The organism is Mesorhizobium sp. WSM4819, from assembly GCF_055811215.1.
This window is the reverse complement of record NZ_JBVVQO010000001.1, coordinates 44065-63366: the sequence shown is the minus strand read 5'-3', so window position 1 is coordinate 63366 and position 19302 is coordinate 44065. Positions and strand designations below refer to the sequence as shown.

Genomic DNA, 19302 nt, shown 5'->3' with positions numbered 1-19302 from the left:
TCCGGCGGGTCCAGCTGATCCGCCGGGGCCATCCGCAACAGGAGACGACGTCATGAGCGAAGTGAAGGCACAACCGGCCGGCGTCGATCTCGAAGAGCTCGAACAACTTGTCGCGGAGGCCGACACGGGTGGCCGGCATCCGGCTGGAACGGTCGGGCGCATTCTACTCTGGGTTGCAGTTGCGTGGTCGCTCTTCCAGCTCTGGTACGCTTCGCCTTTGCCGTTCGTGTTCGGCTTCGGCATCCTCAACGACACCGAAGCGCGCGCCATCCATCTCGGCTTTGCGCTGTTCTTGACCTTCCTCGCCTATCCGGCGCTAAGATCCTCGCCCCGCGATCACGTGCCGCTGCTCGACTGGGTGCTGGCCGTGGTCGGCGGATTTGCCGGCGCCTACCTCTTTCTCTTTTACGTCGTGCTTTCCGGACGGCCGGGCCAGCCGACCACGCTCGATCTGGTGACCGGCACCGTTGGCATCCTGTTGCTGCTCGAGGCGACGCGCCGTGCGCTCGGCCTGCCGATGGTGGTCGTGGCCTGTACCTTCATCTTCTACACCTTTGCCGGCCAGTACATGCCGGACGTGATTCAGCATCGCGGCGCATCACTCACCAAGTTTCTCAACCATCAATGGCTGACCACCGAAGGCGTCTTCGGTATTGCACTTGGCGTGTCGACGAGTTTCGTCTTTCTGTTCGTCCTGTTCGGCACTCTTCTGGAAAAGGCAGGCGCCGGCAACTGGATGATGCAGATCTCCATCGCCCTGCTCGGCCACCTGCGCGGCGGCCCGGCGAAAGTCGCCGTGGTTTCGTCGGCCCTCAACGGCGTCGTGTCCGGCTCGTCCGTCTCCAACGTGGTTTCAGGCGGCATCTTCACCATCCCGCTGATGAAGCGCACCGGCCTTTCCGGCGTCAAGGCGGGCGCCATCGAGGCTACGGCTTCGATCAACGGCCAGATCATGCCGCCGGTCATGGGCGCGGCCGCCTTCCTGATGGTCGAATATGTCGGCATTCCCTATTCGGAGATCGTCAAGCACGCACTGCTGCCGGCGGTCTTCTCCTATATCGCGCTGCTCTACATGGTTCATCTCGAAGCGATAAAGATGGGCCTGAAGACGATCCCGCAGCGTCCGACGCCGGCAAGAGAGCGGATGCTGCGGATGGGGCTCGGACTGTCGGGCAGCATTCTTGCCGTCTGTCTCGTCTATTACGGCATCGTTGCTATCCAGGCTGTCTTCGGAGGAGCCGCGCCGCCGCTGCTCGCGCTCGCCGGCGTCGCTCTCTACGTCGCCTCGGTCTGGTATTCCTCGCGCTATCCGGATCTCGCACTCGACGACCCGAACGCCCCAATCCTGGAACTGCCGCGCGCCTGGGACGTCACGCGGACCGGGCTCGATTTCCTCATCCCGATCGCGGTGCTTCTGTGGTGCCTGATGGTCGAGCAGATGTCGCCCGGCCTCTCGGCGTTCTGGGCGACCGTTTCAATCCTTGCTATTGTCGCCACCCGCAAGCCGCTGATGGCGCTGTTCCGCAAAGGAAATCTCGCCGCCTCAGTGCGGGCTGCCTGGGACGACCTGATCGACGGGCTGGCGCTCGGCGCCCGCAACATGATCGGCATCGGTATCGCCACCGCCACGGCCGGCATCGTCGTCGGCACGATCACGCTGACCGGTCTCGGCCTGATGATGACGGAACTCGTCGAGTTCATCTCCGGCGGCAATGTCATCCTGATGCTGATCCTCATCGCCGCGATCAGCCTTGTGCTCGGCATGGGCATTCCGACCACCGCAAACTACATTTTGGTCGCCACGCTGATGGCCCCGGTCGTGGTCGATCTCGGCGCCCAGGCCGGATTGCCGATCCCGCTGATTGCGGTCCACCTGTTCGTCTTCTACTTCGGCATCATGGCCGACATCACCCCGCCCGTCGGGCTGGCCGCGTTCGCGGCGGCGGCGATCTCCAAGGAGGACCCGATCGCCACCGGTTTCCAGGGCGCGCTCTATTCGCTGCGCACGGCGATCCTGCCGTTCGTTTTCATCTTCAATCCGGCGATGCTGCTGATCGGAGTCGACACCTGGCCGCAGACGATCTGGGTGGCGACGGTGTCGCTGATCGCAATATTGCTGTTTTCGGCCGCGACCATGAACTGGTTCGTGACAAAAAGCCGGCTTTGGGAAAGTGCGGCGCTGCTGCTCATCTGCTTCACGCTTTTCCGGCCGGACTGGTGGCTCAACCAGGTGTCGCCGCCTTACGAGGAGTTGCCGGCGAGCGAGTTCCTGTCGGCGGTGGCGCAGACGCCGGCCGATGGCCGCATCAATTTCGTCGTCGAGGGTGTCGACCTCATGGGCGAGGATGTCCGCAAGACGGTCAACGTGCCGCTCGGCGAGCCGGGCGAGCCGCTGGAGCGGCTGCGCGGCATCGGCCTTACCATCACGCAAGCGGGCGACGCGCTGATGATCAGCAATGTCGATTTCGGATCCTACGCCAAGCGCATCGGGCTGGATGTCGGGTATGACGTGGTGGCGGTGCTCAGAAAGGCCGACCAGCCCTCGAGCCTCATTCCGATCGGCCTGGCGCTCGCTGCGACGGCCGGCGTCGCCGGGCTGCAGTTTGCGCGGGCGCGCAAGCAGGCCGACAGGAAGGAAACCGGGCCGGCAGGCTGAGACTGGAACGGTTGATAACAGATGGTGGGGGTCGATTCCGGTAGGGGTGAAATGACACCCCAAGCCCCATGGCAACGTTCACACGACGGGGATATGGCCGGTTTCCGCCGTACAACGGTGATTGGACGGGGACCTAGTAGACGGCATGGTGTGACTCATTCCCATGCACAGAGCGCTTTTAAGTGCATTCCGGGTCATTCGCGTTCGTGCATGCTATACTTCACCGTGGCTCCAAAGCAGCCATTGATGGCCAGGATTTCTGTTCGTCTCCGGAACCAACGCCGATGGGCAGGTCAGATCGACAGCAATTCAACAGCGGGTCCTTGGACGAGACGGATCAGCTCGCCCTCGGTCGTGAGGCTTACGAAGAAAGGGCGTGGGACGACGCCTATCGGTTCCTCGCGCGCGCCGGCGAAGCGGCTCCGCTCGCAGTAGACGATCTCGAACGGCTGGCGATGTCGGCCTATTTGACCGGGCGCGACGAGGAGTACCTGCGGGCCCTGGAGCGAACCCATCATGCATATCTGGACGCGGGCGAGTGCCATCGGGCCGCCCGCTGCGCCTTCTGGCGTGGCCTGCGCCTTGTCTTTCGTGGGGAGATGGCTCAGGCGGCCGGCTGGTTTGGACGGGCGCATCGGCTGCTCGAACGCGAGCCACATGATTGTGCCGAACAGGGTTACCTGATGCTGCCCCACGTCGAACAGCATCTTGCTTCGGGCAACCTTGAGGCGGCCTACGCTGCGGCGAGCGGCGCAATCGAGATTGGCGAGCGCTTTGCGGACGTGGATCTGGTGGTCTGTGCACGGCACTTGCAGGGCCGTGTTCTGTTGCGACAGCGGCGAACCGCGGAAGGTTTCGCGCTCCTCGACGAGGCGATGGTTTCGGTCACGGCCGGCGAATTGTCGCCGCTGCTTACCGGCTTGATCTACTGCAGCGTGATCGAAGCGTGTCAGCAAGTCCATGCTCTGGGCCGCGCACGCGAATGGACTTCCGCTCTGGGACGATGGTGCTCCGAACAGCCCCAGCTGGTCAGTTTCAGCGGCACCTGCTTGATGCATCGCTCCGAGATCAAGCGGCTCAGCGGCGCATGGCAGGACGCGATCGACGAAGCTCAGCAGGCCGTGGAGCGTTTGACGCAGTCGAACAATCGGAGAGATACGGCTGGGGCGTGGTACCAGCTGGCGGAAGTACACCGCCTTCGCGGAGACGTTGACGCGGCCGAGCAGGCATATCGGAATGCAAGCCAATATGGCTTCGAACCGCAGCCGGGCCTTGCCCTGTTGCGGTTGGCCGAAAGGCACATCGATGCGGCTGCGGCGGCAAGCCGGCGCGTCATGGCCGCGACGACCGACCAAGTGAAGCGCATTCGGCTGCTGCCTGCTCACGTCGAGATCATGCTGGCGGCTGACGACATCGAGGAAGCACGACGCGCCTGCCACGAACTGGCGGACGCTGCAGAAAGTTACGGAACCGAACCGTTGCGCGCCCTTGGCGCTCACGCGCGGGGAGCGGTGGAACTGGCAGACGGCGAAGCGCAAGCCGCGGCGATTTGGCTGCGCCAGGCAATCGAGGCGTGGCAGCAAGTCGACGCGCCATACGAAGCAGCGCGCGTAGGCGTCATAATGGGCCTGGCTTGCCGCGCCCTCGGTGACAACGACGGTGCGGTACTGGAGCTGCAGGCAGCCCGGACAGTATTTCAGCAGCTTGGTGCCACGCCCGACGTTTCTCGCATCGACACACTGCTTGACACGCGGCCGGACGAAGCCCGCGGCCTCTCTGCCCGCGAACTGCAGGTTCTCCGCCTGATCGCTTCCGGCAAAACCAACAAGGAAATCGCCAACGAACTGCATTTGAGCGGGAAGACAGTGGACAGGCACGTCAGCAATATTTTCAACAAGCTTGACGTCCCCACTCGCACCGCCGCCACCGCCTGGGCCTACGAGCACCGCCTAGTCTGAGCGCGCCCGGCATGGGTGGAATCACCCATGCCGTCATCGGCGCCATTGGGTGGTTCGCCCGAAGCGCCGCCCTCCCTTCCGCCCTAAGCTTGCACCTGTCGGCTATGGATGCGCGGCGCCTCGGCGCAACTCGCCTGCAGACTGCAGGACGGACTCGGTGATCGCGCGGCAAACATCCGGCCACGATGAAAGGAGGAAGCGATGTCACATACCGATTCTGTGTGGCGCTTTGGACGTTTTGGTTCGGATTGGGGCTCGCGCGAACCGAGAACAGCGTGTCAACCGCTCGCAGCGCGCGCTCCAGCGCGTGAGCAGCCCAAGCGGCCAGGCGGCACGTGCAAAACGAAATCTTACTATCAACAGGAGGGAGGCCATGATGTCTCACGTTGAAGGTTACACCGCCACCCCGGCGGCAATTGAATCGAACCGCATATCCGGAGAAGCTGCCCGCAAGCGCCTGCTCACCGGGCTGCCGATCGCCGAACGGCGGCTCGAATTGGCCGGCATCTCAACCGAGCTACTGGAGGGCGGCGCGGGACCACCGATCGTGCTGTTGCACGGCCCAGGAGGACATGCAGCAAAGTGGCTGCGAATTCTCCCGGAGCTTGTGAGAACACATCACGTGATCGCGCCGGATCTGCCGGGCCATGGCGCGTCTGGGACAATCGAGGGTCCGGTCCATTCCGATCGTGTGCTCGCGTGGCTTGGCGAACTCATCGAACGCACCTGCCCGACACCGCCCATTCTTGTCGGCCAAATTCTCGGCGCCGCAATTGCCGCCCGCTTTGCCGCCAAGCATGGTAACAAGCTCCGCTGCATGGTGCTGTCGGATGCGCTCGGCCTCGCGCCGTTTCAGCCGGCGCCTGAATTCGGTGCGGCCCTCGCCGCGTTCATCACGGAGCCAAGTCCGGAAAACCATGACCGCCTCTGGCAGCAGTGCGCCTTCGACCTCGACGCGCTGCGCAATCATATGGGCGAGAGCTGGGAGCGGCTGCAAGCCTACAATCTCGATCGCGCGCAGGCGCCAGAGTTGAAGCCGACCCAGCAAAGTCTGATGGAGCAATTCGGATTTCCCGCAATCTTATCAGAAGAACTGGCACGCATCAGAATCCCGACCTTCCTGATCTGGGGGCGGCACGATCTTGCCACCCCATTGCCTGTAGCGGAAGCCGCGAGCGTCCGTTTTGGGTGGCCGCTCCACATTATCGACGGCGCAGCCGATGATCCGCCGATCGAACAGCCTGCCGCATTTGTAAAGGTGCTGCGCGCTGCGCTTATCGAGGCCGAATCCGCGGTTCCTCAGGCGCTGCCGGACACACGCGAGGCTTGGGACCGAATTGCCTCGGGTTACGATCGGACGAATACCGAAACACAGATCTGGCTTGGCAATGAGAGTCTGGTCAGGGCAGGGCTCCGCCCCGGCAGGCGCTTTCTCGACATTGCATCCGGCAGCGGCGCGCTCAGTATTCCGGCAGCTCGGATCGGTGCCGAGGTGGTCGCTGTCGACCAGTCTCCCGTCATGCTCCGCCTGCTGCGAGAGCGCGCCAGCCGGGAAAGCCTGGAAATCGACACCCGCGTAATGGACGGGCATGCGCTTGCCTTTGACGACGACAGCTTCGACACCGCGGGATCTCAGTTTGGGGTCATGCTCTTTCCCGACATGCCGAGGAGCATTCGGGAGATGACGCGGGTTGTCAAACCTGGAGGGCGGGTGCTGGTCATTGCCTATGGCGACCCGCATCGAATCGACTTCCTCACATTCTTGGTCGGGGCCGTTCAATCAGTACGCCCGGGGTTTAATGGTCCGCCATTCGACCCGCCGCCACTACCGTTTCAGCTCAGCGATCCGGAGCGGCTTGCCCGCGAGCTGAAGGCCGGACTGAAGGACGTCACTGTCGAGACGATCACCGAAAGCACGGTCTTCAACTCAGGTGCTGAGCTATGGGACTGGATCGTGTGGAGCAATCCAATTGTCGAGGAAGTGCTTGGCAGCCTCGCGTTGAGCGAAAGCGAGCGCGGAGTCATTCGCCAGACGCTCGACCGCATGGTGCGCGACCGGGCCGGCGATGACGGCTCGGCCATCCTGAGAAACCCCGTCAATATTGGCATCGGGACCAAGTGACCGCGCGGCCATTGATGGCGCGACGCTCGCGCCTCGGCCACGGCCGTCGCGGAACGACGGAACGAGGGATACGATGTAGCGCCCGACCTTCTGGCGCACATCTCGCCGCTGGCCTGGGCGCACATTTTTTACTGACCGGCTACTATCTGTGGCCGAAGGAGCAGAGCGCTTAGAGGGCCATTTCGCCCTACCGGAACCGACCCCTGATGGGGAGGCGCCGGGAAAACGCCTCAGTCGGCGGTCAGCACCACCTTGACGCTCTGCGAGCGGTCGGCGGCCAGGGCAAACGCATCGTAGGCCGAGGAGAGGGGGCGTTCGGCGGTCACCAGCTTCAGGACATCTATATTCCCGCTGACGATGAGGTCGACGGCCTCGTTGAATTCCGCCCCGAAACGAAACGTGCCGTTCAGATTGATTTCCTTGGCCATCACCGCATTGGCGGCCACCGGGATCTGACCACCCGGCAGATTGCCGACCTGAACGACCGTGCCGCCGCGCCGGACGCTGGCGATCGCCGCTGCGAGACCGGCGGCGGTGCCTGAAATCTCCAATGCGACATCGATCGTCGTGTCGGCCGCGAGCGCCTTGAGTTCGTCGTCGCCGCCGAACAGGTTGATCGTCCTGTTTGCTCCAAGTTTGCTGGCGAAGGCGAGCGGCGCCTCGGCTATGTCGGCGACGGTGAGCTCGCCACAACCCTTGAGCCTGGCGGCGAGCATGGTCAGGAGCCCGATGGGGCCGGCGCCGATCAGGATGACGTTGCGGCCGGCAATGTCGCCGGCCCGCGCCACAGCATGCAGGCTGACGGCGAGCGGTTCGGCGAGCGCCGCCGCCTTGTAGGCGACAGCATGCGGAACCTTGACACATTGCGCCGGCGTGGCGTCGAACACGCTGGCAAAACCGCCTTGCATGTGCGGCGTTTTCGACGCCGAGCCCATGAAATAGATGTTTTCACAGAGATTGGCGCGGCCCTCTGCGCATCGGGAGCATTGTCCGCACCAGCGCGACGGGTTGACCGCCACGCGATCACCGACGGCAAGTCCTGGCGCGTCCGCGTTGATTTCGACGATCTCTCCGGCGACCTCGTGACCGAGCACGAGCGGCGATGTGACGACAAAATCGCCGGTCCGCGCATGGCGAAAATAGTGCAGGTCGGAACCGCAGATGCCGCCGGCGCCGAAGCGCACGCGCACCATTCCGGGCGCGAGGGGGCCGAGCGGATGCTCGACGACGCGCAGATCCTCGGGGCCAAACAGCGTCGCTGCGATTGCACTGTCGATCAACGGATCAGCCCCATTTGCGTCGGCAGCCACAGCGTGATGGCGGGGACGAAGGTGATCAGGATCAGCGCGACGATCAGCGGCACGAGCCAGGGCAGAATTGCCATGGTCGTACGCTCGACCGACAGTTTTGCGACCCGCGAGAGGACGAACAGCACCATGCCGAGCGGCGGATGGAGCAGACCGATCATCAGGTTGAGCGTCATGATCAGACCGAAATGCACCGGATCGATGCCGTAGAGAACCACGATCGGCAGGAGGATCGGCACAAGGATCGTGATGGCGGCGATCGTGTCGAGAAAACAGCCGACGACCAGCATCAGGATGTTGACCAGGATCAGGAACACCCATTTGTTTTCGGTCAGCGATGTGATGAAGACCGAGAACAGCTGCGCCGCCTGGCTGACCGTGAGCAACCAGGCGAAGATCGATGCCGCGGTGACGATGAAGAGGACCGACGCGGTCGTCTCGATCGTGTCGAAACTGGCCTTGGCGAGGGCTGCGAGTGTCATCGTCCGATAGCGCACGAGCCCGAGAAACAACGACCAGATGACGGCGGCCATGGCCGCTTCGGTCGGGGTGAACCAGCCCATGGTCATGCCGCCGATCAGGATGATCGGCGTCATCAACGCCATGACGGCGGAAAAGTCGAAATACCAGTCGCAGGCGATCAGGATGACGAGCACGATGCCAACAGCAATGTTGAGCGACAGTCCCGTCTGGACAAGCACATAAACCGCCAGCGGAAAGCAGCACACGACGGCGACCTCGATCGAGGCGGCGGCGAGCCGGTTCAATTTGAACGGCGTGTCCGAACCCCAGCCCCGGCGGTGGGCGAAGATCGCGACCGTCACCATCATCAGCGCTGTCATGACGACGCCGGGCAGGATGCCGGCCATGAACAGCGCCCCGATCGAGACGTTGGCCATCATGCCATAGATGACGAAGGGCAGCGACGGCGGGAAGATCGGGCCGAGCGTCGAGGAGGCGGCGGTGACGCCGACCGCCGCCTCCACGGGATAGCCGTGGTCCTTCATCGCCTTGATCTCGATGGTGCCGATGCCGGCGGCATCGGCAAGGGCTGCGCCCGACATGCCGGCGAAGACCACCGATCCGATGATGTTCACCTGCGCGAGGCCGCCCTTCATCCAGCCGACAAGCGCCAGCGCGAACGAATAGATTCGCCCGGTGACACCGGCGATGTTCATCAGATTGCCGGCGAAGATGAAGAACGGCACGGCAAGCAGCGGAAAGCTCTCGACACCGGCGATCATGCGCTGCGCGGCGATGATGTCGGGCGCCACGCCATAGAAGACGAGATAGAGCAGCGACGACACCGCCATCGACACAGCGACGGGCACGCCGATCAGCATCAGGACGAGAAAGGCTCCGATCAGAAGCAGCATGGCCTATTCCCCCAATCCGTCGAACGCGGCGGGGCGCTCCAGCGCCGAATAGCCGCGGCGAATGTTGCCGATGAAGACCTGGATTGCGCGCAGCATCATCAGCACGAAACCGGCGAAGACGGCGTAGAAGACGACATTGCGCGGCAGGTTGATGGTGACCATCCGCTCGCGGTGGACGATCCCGACATAGCGCCAAAGCAGCCAGGACATGTAGGCGAAGAAGCAAATGGTAATCACATTGACCGCGAGCGCCAGGTAGCGCCCCGCCCCAGCGGGGAGATAGTGATAGAGCACGTCGACGTGGATGTGGCGCGTGGTGCGCGTGCACATCACCGAGCCCAGGAAGACCACGACGACGAGGCAGTTGATGGCGATCTCCTCGGTCCAGGCAAAACTGTTGTTCATGACGTAGCGCGTGAAGAACTGCAGGAACACGCAGAACGACATGCCCCAGAACACGGCGAGCGTGACCCAGTCCTCCACCGCGTATCGCGACAGATCGATGGGCGGCGCTTCTTCCTCGAAGGCATGCGCCAGTTCTTCTGCTGTAACCTGGGTGTGGACCTCTTGGGTCATCGGCAAGCTCCGGGCACTGTTGGACAGCGGGCTCGACAGACCCGACGCGCTTGTCGCGCCGGGCCCGGATCGATGCGGGTTACTTGACGGCGCGGATCGCCTCCCAGTCCTCCTTGCGGTAGCCGAACTCCTCGAACGTCACCTTCTCCATCACGTTCTTTTCGAAATCGGCGCGATCGACTTCGGTAACGGTGAGACCGCGCTCCTTGAAGGTATCAACCAGAGCCTTCTCGCGATCGACGATGATCTTGGTCGCTCGCGCGGCGGCTTCCTGCATCACCTCGGTGAAGATCGCCTTGTCCTCGTCCGACAATTGCGACCAGCGCGATTGCGACACGAGCGTGTTGAGATGATCGACGATGTGCCCGGTCAGGATAATGTGCTTTTGCACTTCGTAGAATTTTTTGGCGTCGATCGTCGTCAGCGGGTTTTCCTGCGCTTCCACCGTGCCCTGCTGCAAGGCGAGATAGACCTCGGCGAAGGCGATCGGTGCGGTGTTGGCGCCGCAGGCGCGCGGCATGGCGAGATAGGCCGGCACATCAGGCACGCGGATCTTCAGGCCCTGCATGTCGGCGCATTTCTCGATCGGCCGGTTGGAGGTCGTGTGACGCGTGCCGTAGTAGGTGGTCGCGGTGATGTGATGGCCGGAGGCCTCTTCGAAGCCGGCGGTCAACTCCTTGTATTTGTCGCTCTTGGTGTAAGCGAGCAGGTGATCGGCGTCGCGGAAAGTGAACGGGAAGTAGGTCACGCCGATCGGCGGGTATTCGCGGGCGGCGAAGCTCGATCCGGAGATGATGATGTCGACCGTGCCGAGCGTCAGCCCCTGGTTGATGTCGGCTTCCTTGCCGAGTTGCGAAGCCGGGAAGACGTCGATCGTATAGCGGCCGTCGGTGCGCTTCTTGATCTCCTCTGCCGCCCACACCGACTCGGTGTGGAAGGGTTCGGACGTTTCGTAGACATGGGCCCATTTCAGCGCGGTTTGTGCAGAGGCCGAAGCCATGGGCAGAGCGATTGCAGCGATCGTGCCGAGCAGAACGGCGTATTTCCTCAACATCATATTCCTCCCTGTGAATGGATTGACGGTGCCGACAGGACCCTCCCGGTCGGCGGACTCCTATCCCGCGGCCTCCCTGGCCGCGGATTTCTCACCGAAATTGCGTGAGAATCTCAGTTGCGACTGACGCAGATGTTCCTGCATCGCGGCCTTGGCCCGTTCAGGCTCGCGCGCCGCGATCGCGTCGCGCACCGCGCGATGCTCCTCCGCGGCGGCCCGCCAGGACTCCCTGTTCTCGAAATAGCTCGACAGGCGTTCGAAATATGGGTTCATGCGCTGATCGAAGAGCTCGCCGATGCAGCGCACCAGAACGGCGTTTCCGAGAATGCCCGCCACCATCGTATGGAACTCGCGATCGAGCGCGATCGTCATCCTGGTCGGGCGAGGTATGTCCTCCATGCGGCGCAGCACGTCGTCCATATGTTCGATGTCGATCGGCCGAGCATGGAGGGCGGCTTCGGCGGCGATCGCCCCTTCGATGAACTCGCGTGCCCGCAACAGCTCGAACGGGCCTTCATCCATTTCTGCCGTCAAAATTTCGGCACGCGGCGGTTCGGTGACGTAGATGCCCGAGCCGACGCGAATGCGTATGCGCCCCTCGACCTCGAGCGCGATCAGCGCTTCACGGACGGTCGGGCGGGAGATGCCAAGCTGATCGGCCAGCTCGCGCTCGGTCGGCAGCCGATCGCCGACTGCGAACTCGCCCGCGTCGATCAACTGCCTGAGCTGATCGGCGATCTGTCGGTAAAGTCGACGCGGTTCAACGGCCTGGATCGGCATTGTTACCCAGTTCTACTTCAACGGAATCATCTGGCTGATCCCGGATCGGTAAATTGGTCTGACCTATTGATCGAAACCTGCCGCGAAAAAGGCTGAGAGTCAAGCAGCAGAGAACGGCCATGGAACCTATTCTCCGTGAGCTGGAGTTTTTTCGGCGCGGGAGGTCATCGATCGGCCCGCCACTTCTCGATAGAGGACGTGCCTGTCGCTTTGGGATCATCGTCCTATTCTCACGACCACTTTTCGCCCATCGGAAAGGATTCCTGTTCCTGTGCCAGCTGGAGGTTGTCTGCTGGTCAGCGAGAACACGAATCGGGTTGAGAGTTGCCCGCAAACCATCGTTCCTTCTCCACGCGAAAAGGTAAGGTTGATGGTAGTTGTCCCTCGGCATTCGACCCCCGTATTGGTCTGCCCGCGAATAGTTCCGCGCCGTGTGATGCTGTTGACGGCAGCCGTCCCGGAAAAGGAGAGCGTCCCATCAATAGTCTGACCGGAGACTGGTGCCGTAATGATGAGCGGGTTTTGCGCCTGCGCGTAGCCGGCAGCGTAGCCGACACCCCAGGCAATCAACATTGTCGCTAAGATCCGCCGGAAAGTACGGTGCATTTGGACGGTTCCTGTTGAGACCGCTGCAGTGCAGACTGCGAAACGGTCATGCTCGGCCTTGCCTGCCAGTCGGTCGTGTCCCACCGCGTGGTGTAGGTCGGCGGTAGCGAAGCCGCTCGCGAGCGCGCCCTCAACAGCGCTGTAGCGAGCGAGCGGCGTAGCGGCGGTCATCGATGTTCTTCGGTAGGGTTGGGTGCTGACACAACCTGGTTCGAAGGGAACGACCGATGACCCGCGACATGATGAACCTGCGCACGCTCGCAGAGAAGACCCCCGACGCCGATATCCTGCGCGAGATGATCGGCTTTGCCGCCGAGCGGCTGATGGAGTTGGTAACGGGCCCTGCTTATGACTTGATCTTCCGACCGCATATCCGTGCCCCTTAAAGTTCAGAGGCCATTGGCGGAAGCTATTGACCTTGCCAGCGACCGGAAGGCCTTATCCTGTGGTTTTGGGGCGATGGGGAAGGCGATGTCGCGTCTAGCAGCCGCGTCGGCCCGGAAAAGTGTTTATCCATCCCGGATATCGGGCATCATGCGAACTACAACAATGTTGTTGAGGAAAGGTGGTGGCGGACTCATGGTCGTGATCGACGTGCAACCCTGACGCCTGCTCCGCAAGGCGAAACGTAGATGGATGTCTTTGCCGCTTACGGCGGCCTGTTTGCGATTGCCTTCGCCGCGGCGACCATCCTTCCGGCGCAGTCGGAGACTGCTCTTGCCGGGCTCCTCGCCACCGGTTCCTTCTCGCCCACAATGCTGGTTGTTGTCGCCAGCATAGGAAACATCCTTGGTTCGGCGGTGAACTGGGGACTTGGTCGAGGGATCGAACGCTTCCGGGACAAGCCCTGGTTTCCACTGCGTCCGGCGAGGCTCAACCGCGCCACGAACTGGTATCGTCGCTATGGAAGATGGTCGCTCTTGTTAAGCTGGATGCCGATCGTCGGCGATCCCCTGACTGTGGTCGCCGGGGTTTTGCGCGAGCCGCTTTGGAGCTTTGTCGCAATCGTCGCCCTGGCGAAAGTTTCGCGTTATCTGGTTGTCGCCGCAGCGGTGCTGGGCCTGATGTAAGACCGAAATCGCGGACATCAGCGCAGTGCCATAGCACAACTCATGATGACACGTAGGATGCATCATGCCGAGGGCATGCCAACGTCCCTTGTGCGGCATAGCTGGAGCATCCATCTTCCTGGCTCGTCGATCGGCCGCGAAATAGCGGCGCCGGCCTACCCAGACGTGACCGGCCACGAGGTGGTCGCCGGCGCCTTGATGAAGATTGCAAATAGTTCGCGCTGAGAGGATATGCGCATCTTGGCATAGATATTCTTGCGGTGGATGCGGACCGTCCCGGCTGAGATGCCCAGCAGGTTGGCGATCGACTCGGAGGAGTGACCTTCAAGAACGAGGCCGACGACCTGCAGTTCTCGTGGCGTCAGCGGCGGCATGCCGCGTGCCCCCAATGCATCCTGCACGGTGCGCCGCATCATTGACTTGTCGTCTTCGACCGGCGTCGCGGTCTTGAGCCTTTCGTCGGTGCGCCAGTGCATCTCAACGATGCGCCGGACCAAGGGCTCGACGATACGGAGCGTGCGCAGGTCGTGCGCGGTGAAATTCTGGCGGCTGGGCGCGCGCATCAGCGACGTCGCTATGATCCACCCGTCCTTGCCGGGGGTGAAAAAGGCGATCTCGTCGACCGGTCCGGTCTGCACGTAATAGGACTTGTAGTATTCGCTCTTGTAGAACTGGTCGGGTGCAAGGTCGGACAGCCGGTAAACTCCCGACCGCGTGCCGTTCGCCGTCGCCTTATAGAACGGATCGAGTAGGTAAGGCCCGATCTCGTATTCTCGAACGTGAATTTCGAACTGCTTCGGGGCGAAGGTGTGGTGCACGCACAGCGGCTTGCCCGGGCCGCTATAAGCGAAACTCACCGTGTAGTCGAATGGTGCGAGACGATGGATGGTTTTGGCGAATGCGTCCGGGAACTGGTGCGATCCCACCTGCGCGAGAAGTTCGCCGAGGGCGTCGAACCATTCGGGATGCGACAGCAGTCGCCTGCCTGACGCTGCTTCAGAGGCTTCGTCCCTCACCGTCGCTCCTATCCCGAAAGGCATATGCGTTTTGGATTACACTGTAAGGGAAATATCCCACGAACGGCATGCTCTTATAGGCTTTGTCAAGTTTGTGGAATATGCCTTCTTCGCAACAAGAGCTACGCAGGCAGGCGTCGATAGCATATACTGACATCCTAAGGCCTTGCGGACCTGAGGCCTCTCGGACAAGTCGGGCGATTCCGCGTGCAGTGGTGGAGGACCTGAATGGCGATCGCCGCCAACACGCCACAGATCTCACGGCCGGCCGGGCACGGCCAATCCCCGGCGGACCAGCATTCAAGCCCAGCCAATGTGGACAGCACCGCAACGACAATTAACCAAGGGGAATCTCGATGTTTGGAGACAGTTCACGCCTACGCATGTTGATAACGGCACCGGCGCTCGCGGCATTCGCGACGCTCGGCATTGCCGGACAGGCCGGTGCCTGGACGCTGGAGGAAGCGGCGGCGCCGTATAAGGGCACCACGATCCGCACTATCGGCGAGGCGCTGCCGCCGCTCGAGGCGATGAAGAAGCTGGCGCCCGAGTTCGAGAAGCGCACCGGCATCACGGTCGAGATCGAGATGTATGAGGCGTCCGAGACCGCCAGCAAGGTGATGCTCGACCTCAACTCAAAGCGCGGCCGCTACGACTTCATCCTCCAGCAGCACCGCAATGTCGGCAAGTTCGTCACCAACGGCCATGTCGAGCCGATCGAGCAGTTTATGACCTCGGCGACACTGCGCGACCCCGAGTTCAAGCCGGAGGAACAGCTGTACCAGGGTCTCTGGAAGGAAATCTCTTGGTACGGGGGCAAGGCCTATGGCTTTCCGTTCACCGCGCTCACAATGTACGCTTGGTATCGGTCCGATCTCCTGACCGACGCCAAGGAGATGGACGGCTTTAAGGCCAAGTACGGCTACGACCTCGGCCCGGCGCAGGACTGGAAGCAGTATCGCGACATCGCCGAATGGTTCAACCGCCCTGACCAGGGTCTCTACGGCACCGCACTGCAGGGCAAGCGCCACGAAGCGCTGTGGTACGAGTGGCTGAACTTCCTCTACTCCTTCGGCGGCGACATGTTGGAGGTGAAGTCGGGCTCCGAATGCGGCCCGGTCATCGTCAACAGCCCGCAGGCCATTGCCGCTACCGAATACTACAAGAGCCTGATGGCCTTCTCGCCACCGGACACGCTCAACTACTTCTGGGACGACGTCATGGCGTTGATGCAGCAGGGCAAGGTCGCCGAGCTCATCATGTGGAACGACGCGACCTACGCCGTTGCCGTCGATGAGAACGTGTCGACGGTCGTCGGCAAGATGGGTTTCGACATCGTGCCGCAGGGTGAAGGCGGCAAGGTCGCTCAGGTGGAGGGCTGGTCATACCTCATTCCAACGACGTCTAAGAACAAAGAGGCCGCATACCTCTTCATCCAGTGGATGCTGGAGTACGAACAGCAACTCAACCAGCATCTGAATGGCGGCGCTTCCGCAAGGCCAGATGTTTATGCATCCACTGACGTGCAGAAGCTGCCGTATGCCAAGGCCTCGATGGCGTCCAATGAGGTGGCCAAGCCGAAGCCTACCATCCCGCAGGCGAGCGAGATGACCGACATCCTGGTCCGCGAATTGTCCTCCTATCTCGCCGGCGAGAAGGAAGCAAAGGCGGCGCTCGATGAATCGGCCAAGGAGATCTCGGCGCTGCTCGGGGCCTGCGCACCGATGAAATATCCGGTGCAGTGAGGGCTGCTATCCTAATCCCGTGGAAGACAACCCGCGGGAGAACGCCGGGCATATCATGACCAAAGGCACTCGACCTTCGCGCGGACAGTTCCTGCTCGACCGCGGCGCATCTATGCCACTGATCCTGCCGGCGGCGCTGCTCGTCCTCGTCTTTCTCGTGGGGCCTTTTTATTACATGGTCTACACGGCGATGACCGACCTGAGTTTCGCCAATCCGGACCAGAAGGGCGTATTCGTCGGCTTCGACAACTTTCGCAGGCTGGTGCGTGAGGATGCAATCTTCTGGGGGTCCTTCTGGCGTACCATCCGCTTTGTCCTGGTCGCGGTGTCGATCGAGTTCCTGCTCGGCTTCATGCTGGCATGGCTGATCTGGCGCTACATCGAGCGGCAGCGTCTGCTGACGACGCTGCTGCTGGTGCCGATGATGCTAGCTCCTGTCGCTGTCGGGCTGATCTGGCGCCTGCTGCTGCAGGGCGACTTCGGCATGGCGACGCACTACCTGCGGGTCGTTGGCCTGCTGTCGCGTTCCAGCGCCGTCTTCTCGTCGTCGGGGCTCGTCATGCCCACCATCATCGCCATCGACGTCTGGCAGTGGACGCCTTTCGTGACGCTGATCATCCTGGCCGGGCTGATGAGCTTGCCGCGCTCGCCCTTCGAGGCAGCGACAATGGACGGTGCCGGGCCGTGGCGGCAGTTCACCGACATCCTGTTGCCGCTGATGCGCCCGATCATCGCGCTGGTGCTTCTGCTGCGCGGCATCGACGCTTTCAAAGAGTTCGACAAGGTCTTCATCATGACCGGCGGCGGCCCCGGTACCGTGTCGGAACTGCTCTCGATCTACGCCTACCGCGTCAACTTCAAGACCTGGAACCTCGGCTACGGCGCCGCGGTCTCGTTCATGGTCTACCTCGTCGTGCTGATCATGTGCTCGATCTTTTACAAGGCCGTGTACTGGAAGTCGGCGGACCAAGCGGTCAGGCCATGAGCAAATCCTGGAAGGTCCTAGCGATCGGAATCCTCGCCTGCGTACTGGTGCTTGCGCTTACGCCGTACGTCTGGATCTTGCTGACGTCCTTCAAGGGCCGCCTCGATATCCTCTCGACGCAGCCGACCTGGTTCTTCATGCCGACCTTCGCCAATTATCCGGCGGTTTTCATCGACAAGGAATATCTCCCACTCGTCTTCAATTCGCTGATCATCTCGCTGGGATCGACTGCGCTGTCGATCCTGATCGGCGCGCCGGCCGCCTATGTGTTCGCGCGCACGGATTTCGCCGGCAAGGAAGACCTGTTTTTCTTCTTCCTGACGACGCGCATGGCGCCGCCGATCGCGATCGCAGTGCCGCTCTTCCTGTTCTTCACCACAATCGGCCTGACCGACACGATCTACGCCGTGGTGATTGCCCATACGAGCTTCAATCTGTCGCTGGTCGTCTGGATGATGCGCGGCTTCTTCGCCGAGATACCGAAGGAGATCGACGAGGCGGCGATGATGGACGGGCGCTCGAAGCTTGGAGCATTCGTGCACATCGTCGTGCCGCTGGCCGCGCCCGGACTCGCGGCAACAGCGGTGCTTTGCTTCATCATGTCGTGGAACGAGTTCCTCTACGCCTTTATCCTCGTGGCGTTCGAGGGGCGGCCGCTGACGGTTGGCATTCCCGGCCTGATCACGCCACACGGCACCCTGTGGGGGCAGGTCGCCGCGGTGGCAGTGGTTGCCACCCTGCCGATCATCGTCTTCACATTTCTCGTCCAGAAGCACCTCGTGCGCGGCCTGACCTTCGGCGCGGTGAAGGGCTAAGGACTAGCGGAGCATCCAATGGCAGTCTCGTTCAAGGAAGTGACGAAGCGGTTTTCGGACGGCACCGTCGCGCTCGATCGGCTCGATCTCGACTTCGATGTCGGCGAATTCATCGTGCTGCTTGGGCCCTCCGGGTCTGGCAAAACAACTGCGTGCCGCCTGCTCGCCGGGCTGGAGCAGCCGTCGAGCGGCCGCATCGAGATCGAAGGTAGGGATGTGACCAACGTGCCGCCGCGCTTCCGCGGCATCGGCATGGTGTTCCAGAACTACGCACTCTACAGCCACAAGACCGTCTTCGAGAACATCGCCTATCCCCTGCGCATCCGCAAAGTGGCCGCCGCGGAAATCGAGCGTTCGGTGAAGGACGTTGCCGAGCTTCTGCGCATCGCCCCCTATCTGCAGCGCAAGCCGGCGCAGCTCTCCGGCGGCCAGGCGCAACGTGTCGCCGTAGCGCGCGCCCTGGTATGGCAACCGGCGATCTGCCTCATGGACGAACCGCTTTCCAACTTGGACGCGCTGCTGCGCCTGCATATGCGCACCGAGCTCAACCGCCTGCACCGCCAACTCGACAAAACCTTCGTCTTCGTCACGCATGACCAGGAGGAGGCGATGACGCTGGCGACGCGCATCGCCGTGCTGAAGGAGGGCCGGCTGGTGCAATTCGACGAGCCGAAGACGATCTACCGCCGGCCTGCCAACCGCTTCGTCGCCGAGTTCATGGGCCGCCCGGCGATGAACACGATCGACGGAGTGGTCAAGGGCGGCCTGTTCCAGGCTGGCGCCGTGGCTTGCTCGGTCGATCGCCTCGACGGGCCGATCACGCTCGGCATCCGGCCGGAGCAGATCGAATTCGTGGCGTCGAATGCACCGGCAGCCATGACGCTTACCGTGGACGTGAAAGAAGCGATCGAACCCGACGCGCTGCTGATCTTGCAAAACGCGGGCGGGCAGGCAATCACGCTGCGGACCCAGACGAATTGCGATGCGATCGAGCCGGGACAGCCGGTGAGCGTCTCCTTTCCGAAGCAGGCGCTGCACTATTTCGACGCCGCCACGGGAAAGAGGGTGGAGTGACCGCCGCCAGCTTTGTCCCGTTCATTCTGGCCGCGATCGTCTGGCTCGGCTTCTGGCGCGTCAACCGCGTGAAGCGTTGGTTCACGATCGGCGAGGTGATCTTCTGGGACGTGATCGTGCTCATCCTCATCCAGCTTGTATGGCTGCGATGGTTCTGAGCGC

Annotated in this window: 16 protein-coding genes; 10 read left to right on the top strand and 6 right to left on the bottom strand. The window is 62.4% G+C overall.

Annotated features, from left to right (window positions below; all coding sequences use genetic code 11):
• The first annotated feature begins 52 nt into the window (after window positions 1–52).
• The 3 genes from AC0L18_RS00275 (at window position 53) to AC0L18_RS00265 (ending at window position 6736) form a co-directional block, all read left to right on the top strand.
• A complete protein-coding gene (locus AC0L18_RS00275) occupies window positions 53–2656 on the top strand; it encodes a TRAP transporter permease (RefSeq protein ID WP_473490157.1) in 2604 nt (867 codons plus the stop codon).
• Window positions 2657–2979: 323 nt separating this feature from the next.
• Window positions 2980–4614, top strand: coding sequence for a helix-turn-helix transcriptional regulator (locus AC0L18_RS00270; RefSeq protein ID WP_473490156.1), 1635 nt, complete (start codon window positions 2980–2982; stop codon window positions 4612–4614).
• Between the two features lie 307 nt (window positions 4615–4921).
• On the top strand, window positions 4922–6736 hold the full coding sequence (locus tag AC0L18_RS00265) for an alpha/beta fold hydrolase (RefSeq protein ID WP_473490155.1): 1815 nt from the start codon (window positions 4922–4924) through the stop codon (window positions 6734–6736).
• 230 nt (window positions 6737–6966) lie between these two features.
• Here AC0L18_RS00265 and AC0L18_RS00260 read toward each other — a convergent pair whose 3' ends face one another.
• From AC0L18_RS00260 to AC0L18_RS00240, 5 genes are all read right to left on the bottom strand, one after another.
• A complete protein-coding gene (locus AC0L18_RS00260; RefSeq protein WP_473490154.1) occupies window positions 6967–8016 on the bottom strand; it encodes an L-idonate 5-dehydrogenase in 1050 nt (349 codons plus the stop codon).
• Window positions 8013–9419, bottom strand: a complete 1407-nt coding sequence (locus AC0L18_RS00255; protein ID WP_473490153.1) for a TRAP transporter large permease — start codon at window positions 9417–9419, stop codon at window positions 8013–8015. The genes AC0L18_RS00260 and AC0L18_RS00255 overlap by 4 nt, the downstream gene beginning before the upstream one ends.
• A gap of 3 nt (window positions 9420–9422) precedes the next feature.
• Window positions 9423–9995, bottom strand: coding sequence for a TRAP transporter small permease (locus tag AC0L18_RS00250; protein ID WP_023798555.1), 573 nt, complete (start codon window positions 9993–9995; stop codon window positions 9423–9425).
• Window positions 9996–10074: 79 nt separating this feature from the next.
• On the bottom strand, window positions 10075–11049 hold the full coding sequence (locus tag AC0L18_RS00245; protein ID WP_473490152.1) for a sialic acid TRAP transporter substrate-binding protein SiaP: 975 nt from the start codon (window positions 11047–11049) through the stop codon (window positions 10075–10077).
• A 60-nt stretch (window positions 11050–11109) separates the two neighbouring features.
• Complete coding sequence (locus AC0L18_RS00240; RefSeq protein WP_473490151.1) at window positions 11110–11829, bottom strand: FadR/GntR family transcriptional regulator; 720 nt, start codon at window positions 11827–11829, stop codon at window positions 11110–11112.
• A gap of 833 nt (window positions 11830–12662) precedes the next feature.
• Between AC0L18_RS00240 and AC0L18_RS00235 the strand changes: the two genes are divergently transcribed.
• Both AC0L18_RS00235 and AC0L18_RS00230 read left to right on the top strand, forming a co-directional pair.
• Complete coding sequence (locus AC0L18_RS00235; RefSeq protein ID WP_473490444.1) at window positions 12663–12821, top strand: hypothetical protein; 159 nt, start codon at window positions 12663–12665, stop codon at window positions 12819–12821.
• A 246-nt stretch (window positions 12822–13067) separates the two neighbouring features.
• Window positions 13068–13505, top strand: coding sequence for a YqaA family protein (locus AC0L18_RS00230; RefSeq protein WP_473490150.1), 438 nt, complete (start codon window positions 13068–13070; stop codon window positions 13503–13505).
• A gap of 155 nt (window positions 13506–13660) precedes the next feature.
• Here AC0L18_RS00230 and AC0L18_RS00225 read toward each other — a convergent pair whose 3' ends face one another.
• Complete coding sequence (locus AC0L18_RS00225; RefSeq protein WP_473490149.1) at window positions 13661–14521, bottom strand: helix-turn-helix transcriptional regulator; 861 nt, start codon at window positions 14519–14521, stop codon at window positions 13661–13663.
• 383 nt (window positions 14522–14904) lie between these two features.
• Between AC0L18_RS00225 and AC0L18_RS00220 the strand changes: the two genes are divergently transcribed.
• From AC0L18_RS00220 to AC0L18_RS00200, 5 genes are read left to right on the top strand one after another with little or no spacing between them, the layout of a single operon-like run.
• Window positions 14905–16266 (top strand): extracellular solute-binding protein, encoded by a 1362-nt coding sequence (locus tag AC0L18_RS00220; protein ID WP_473490148.1) that lies wholly within the window; start codon window positions 14905–14907, stop codon window positions 16264–16266.
• Between the two features lie 55 nt (window positions 16267–16321).
• Window positions 16322–17251, top strand: a complete 930-nt coding sequence (locus tag AC0L18_RS00215; protein ID WP_473490147.1) for a carbohydrate ABC transporter permease — start codon at window positions 16322–16324, stop codon at window positions 17249–17251.
• Entirely contained in the window at window positions 17248–18066 is an 819-nt protein-coding gene (locus AC0L18_RS00210; protein WP_473490146.1) for a carbohydrate ABC transporter permease, read from the top strand. Before AC0L18_RS00215 ends, AC0L18_RS00210 begins: the two co-directional genes overlap by 4 nt.
• Window positions 18067–18084: 18 nt before the next feature.
• Window positions 18085–19140 carry an ABC transporter ATP-binding protein gene (locus tag AC0L18_RS00205; RefSeq protein WP_473490145.1) on the top strand — a complete coding sequence of 352 codons (1056 nt, stop codon included), beginning with the start codon at window positions 18085–18087 and terminating at the stop codon, window positions 19138–19140.
• Window positions 19137–19298, top strand: a complete 162-nt coding sequence (locus AC0L18_RS00200; RefSeq protein ID WP_473490144.1) for a hypothetical protein — start codon at window positions 19137–19139, stop codon at window positions 19296–19298. Before AC0L18_RS00205 ends, AC0L18_RS00200 begins: the two co-directional genes overlap by 4 nt.
• The last annotated feature ends 4 nt before the right edge of the window (window positions 19299–19302 follow it).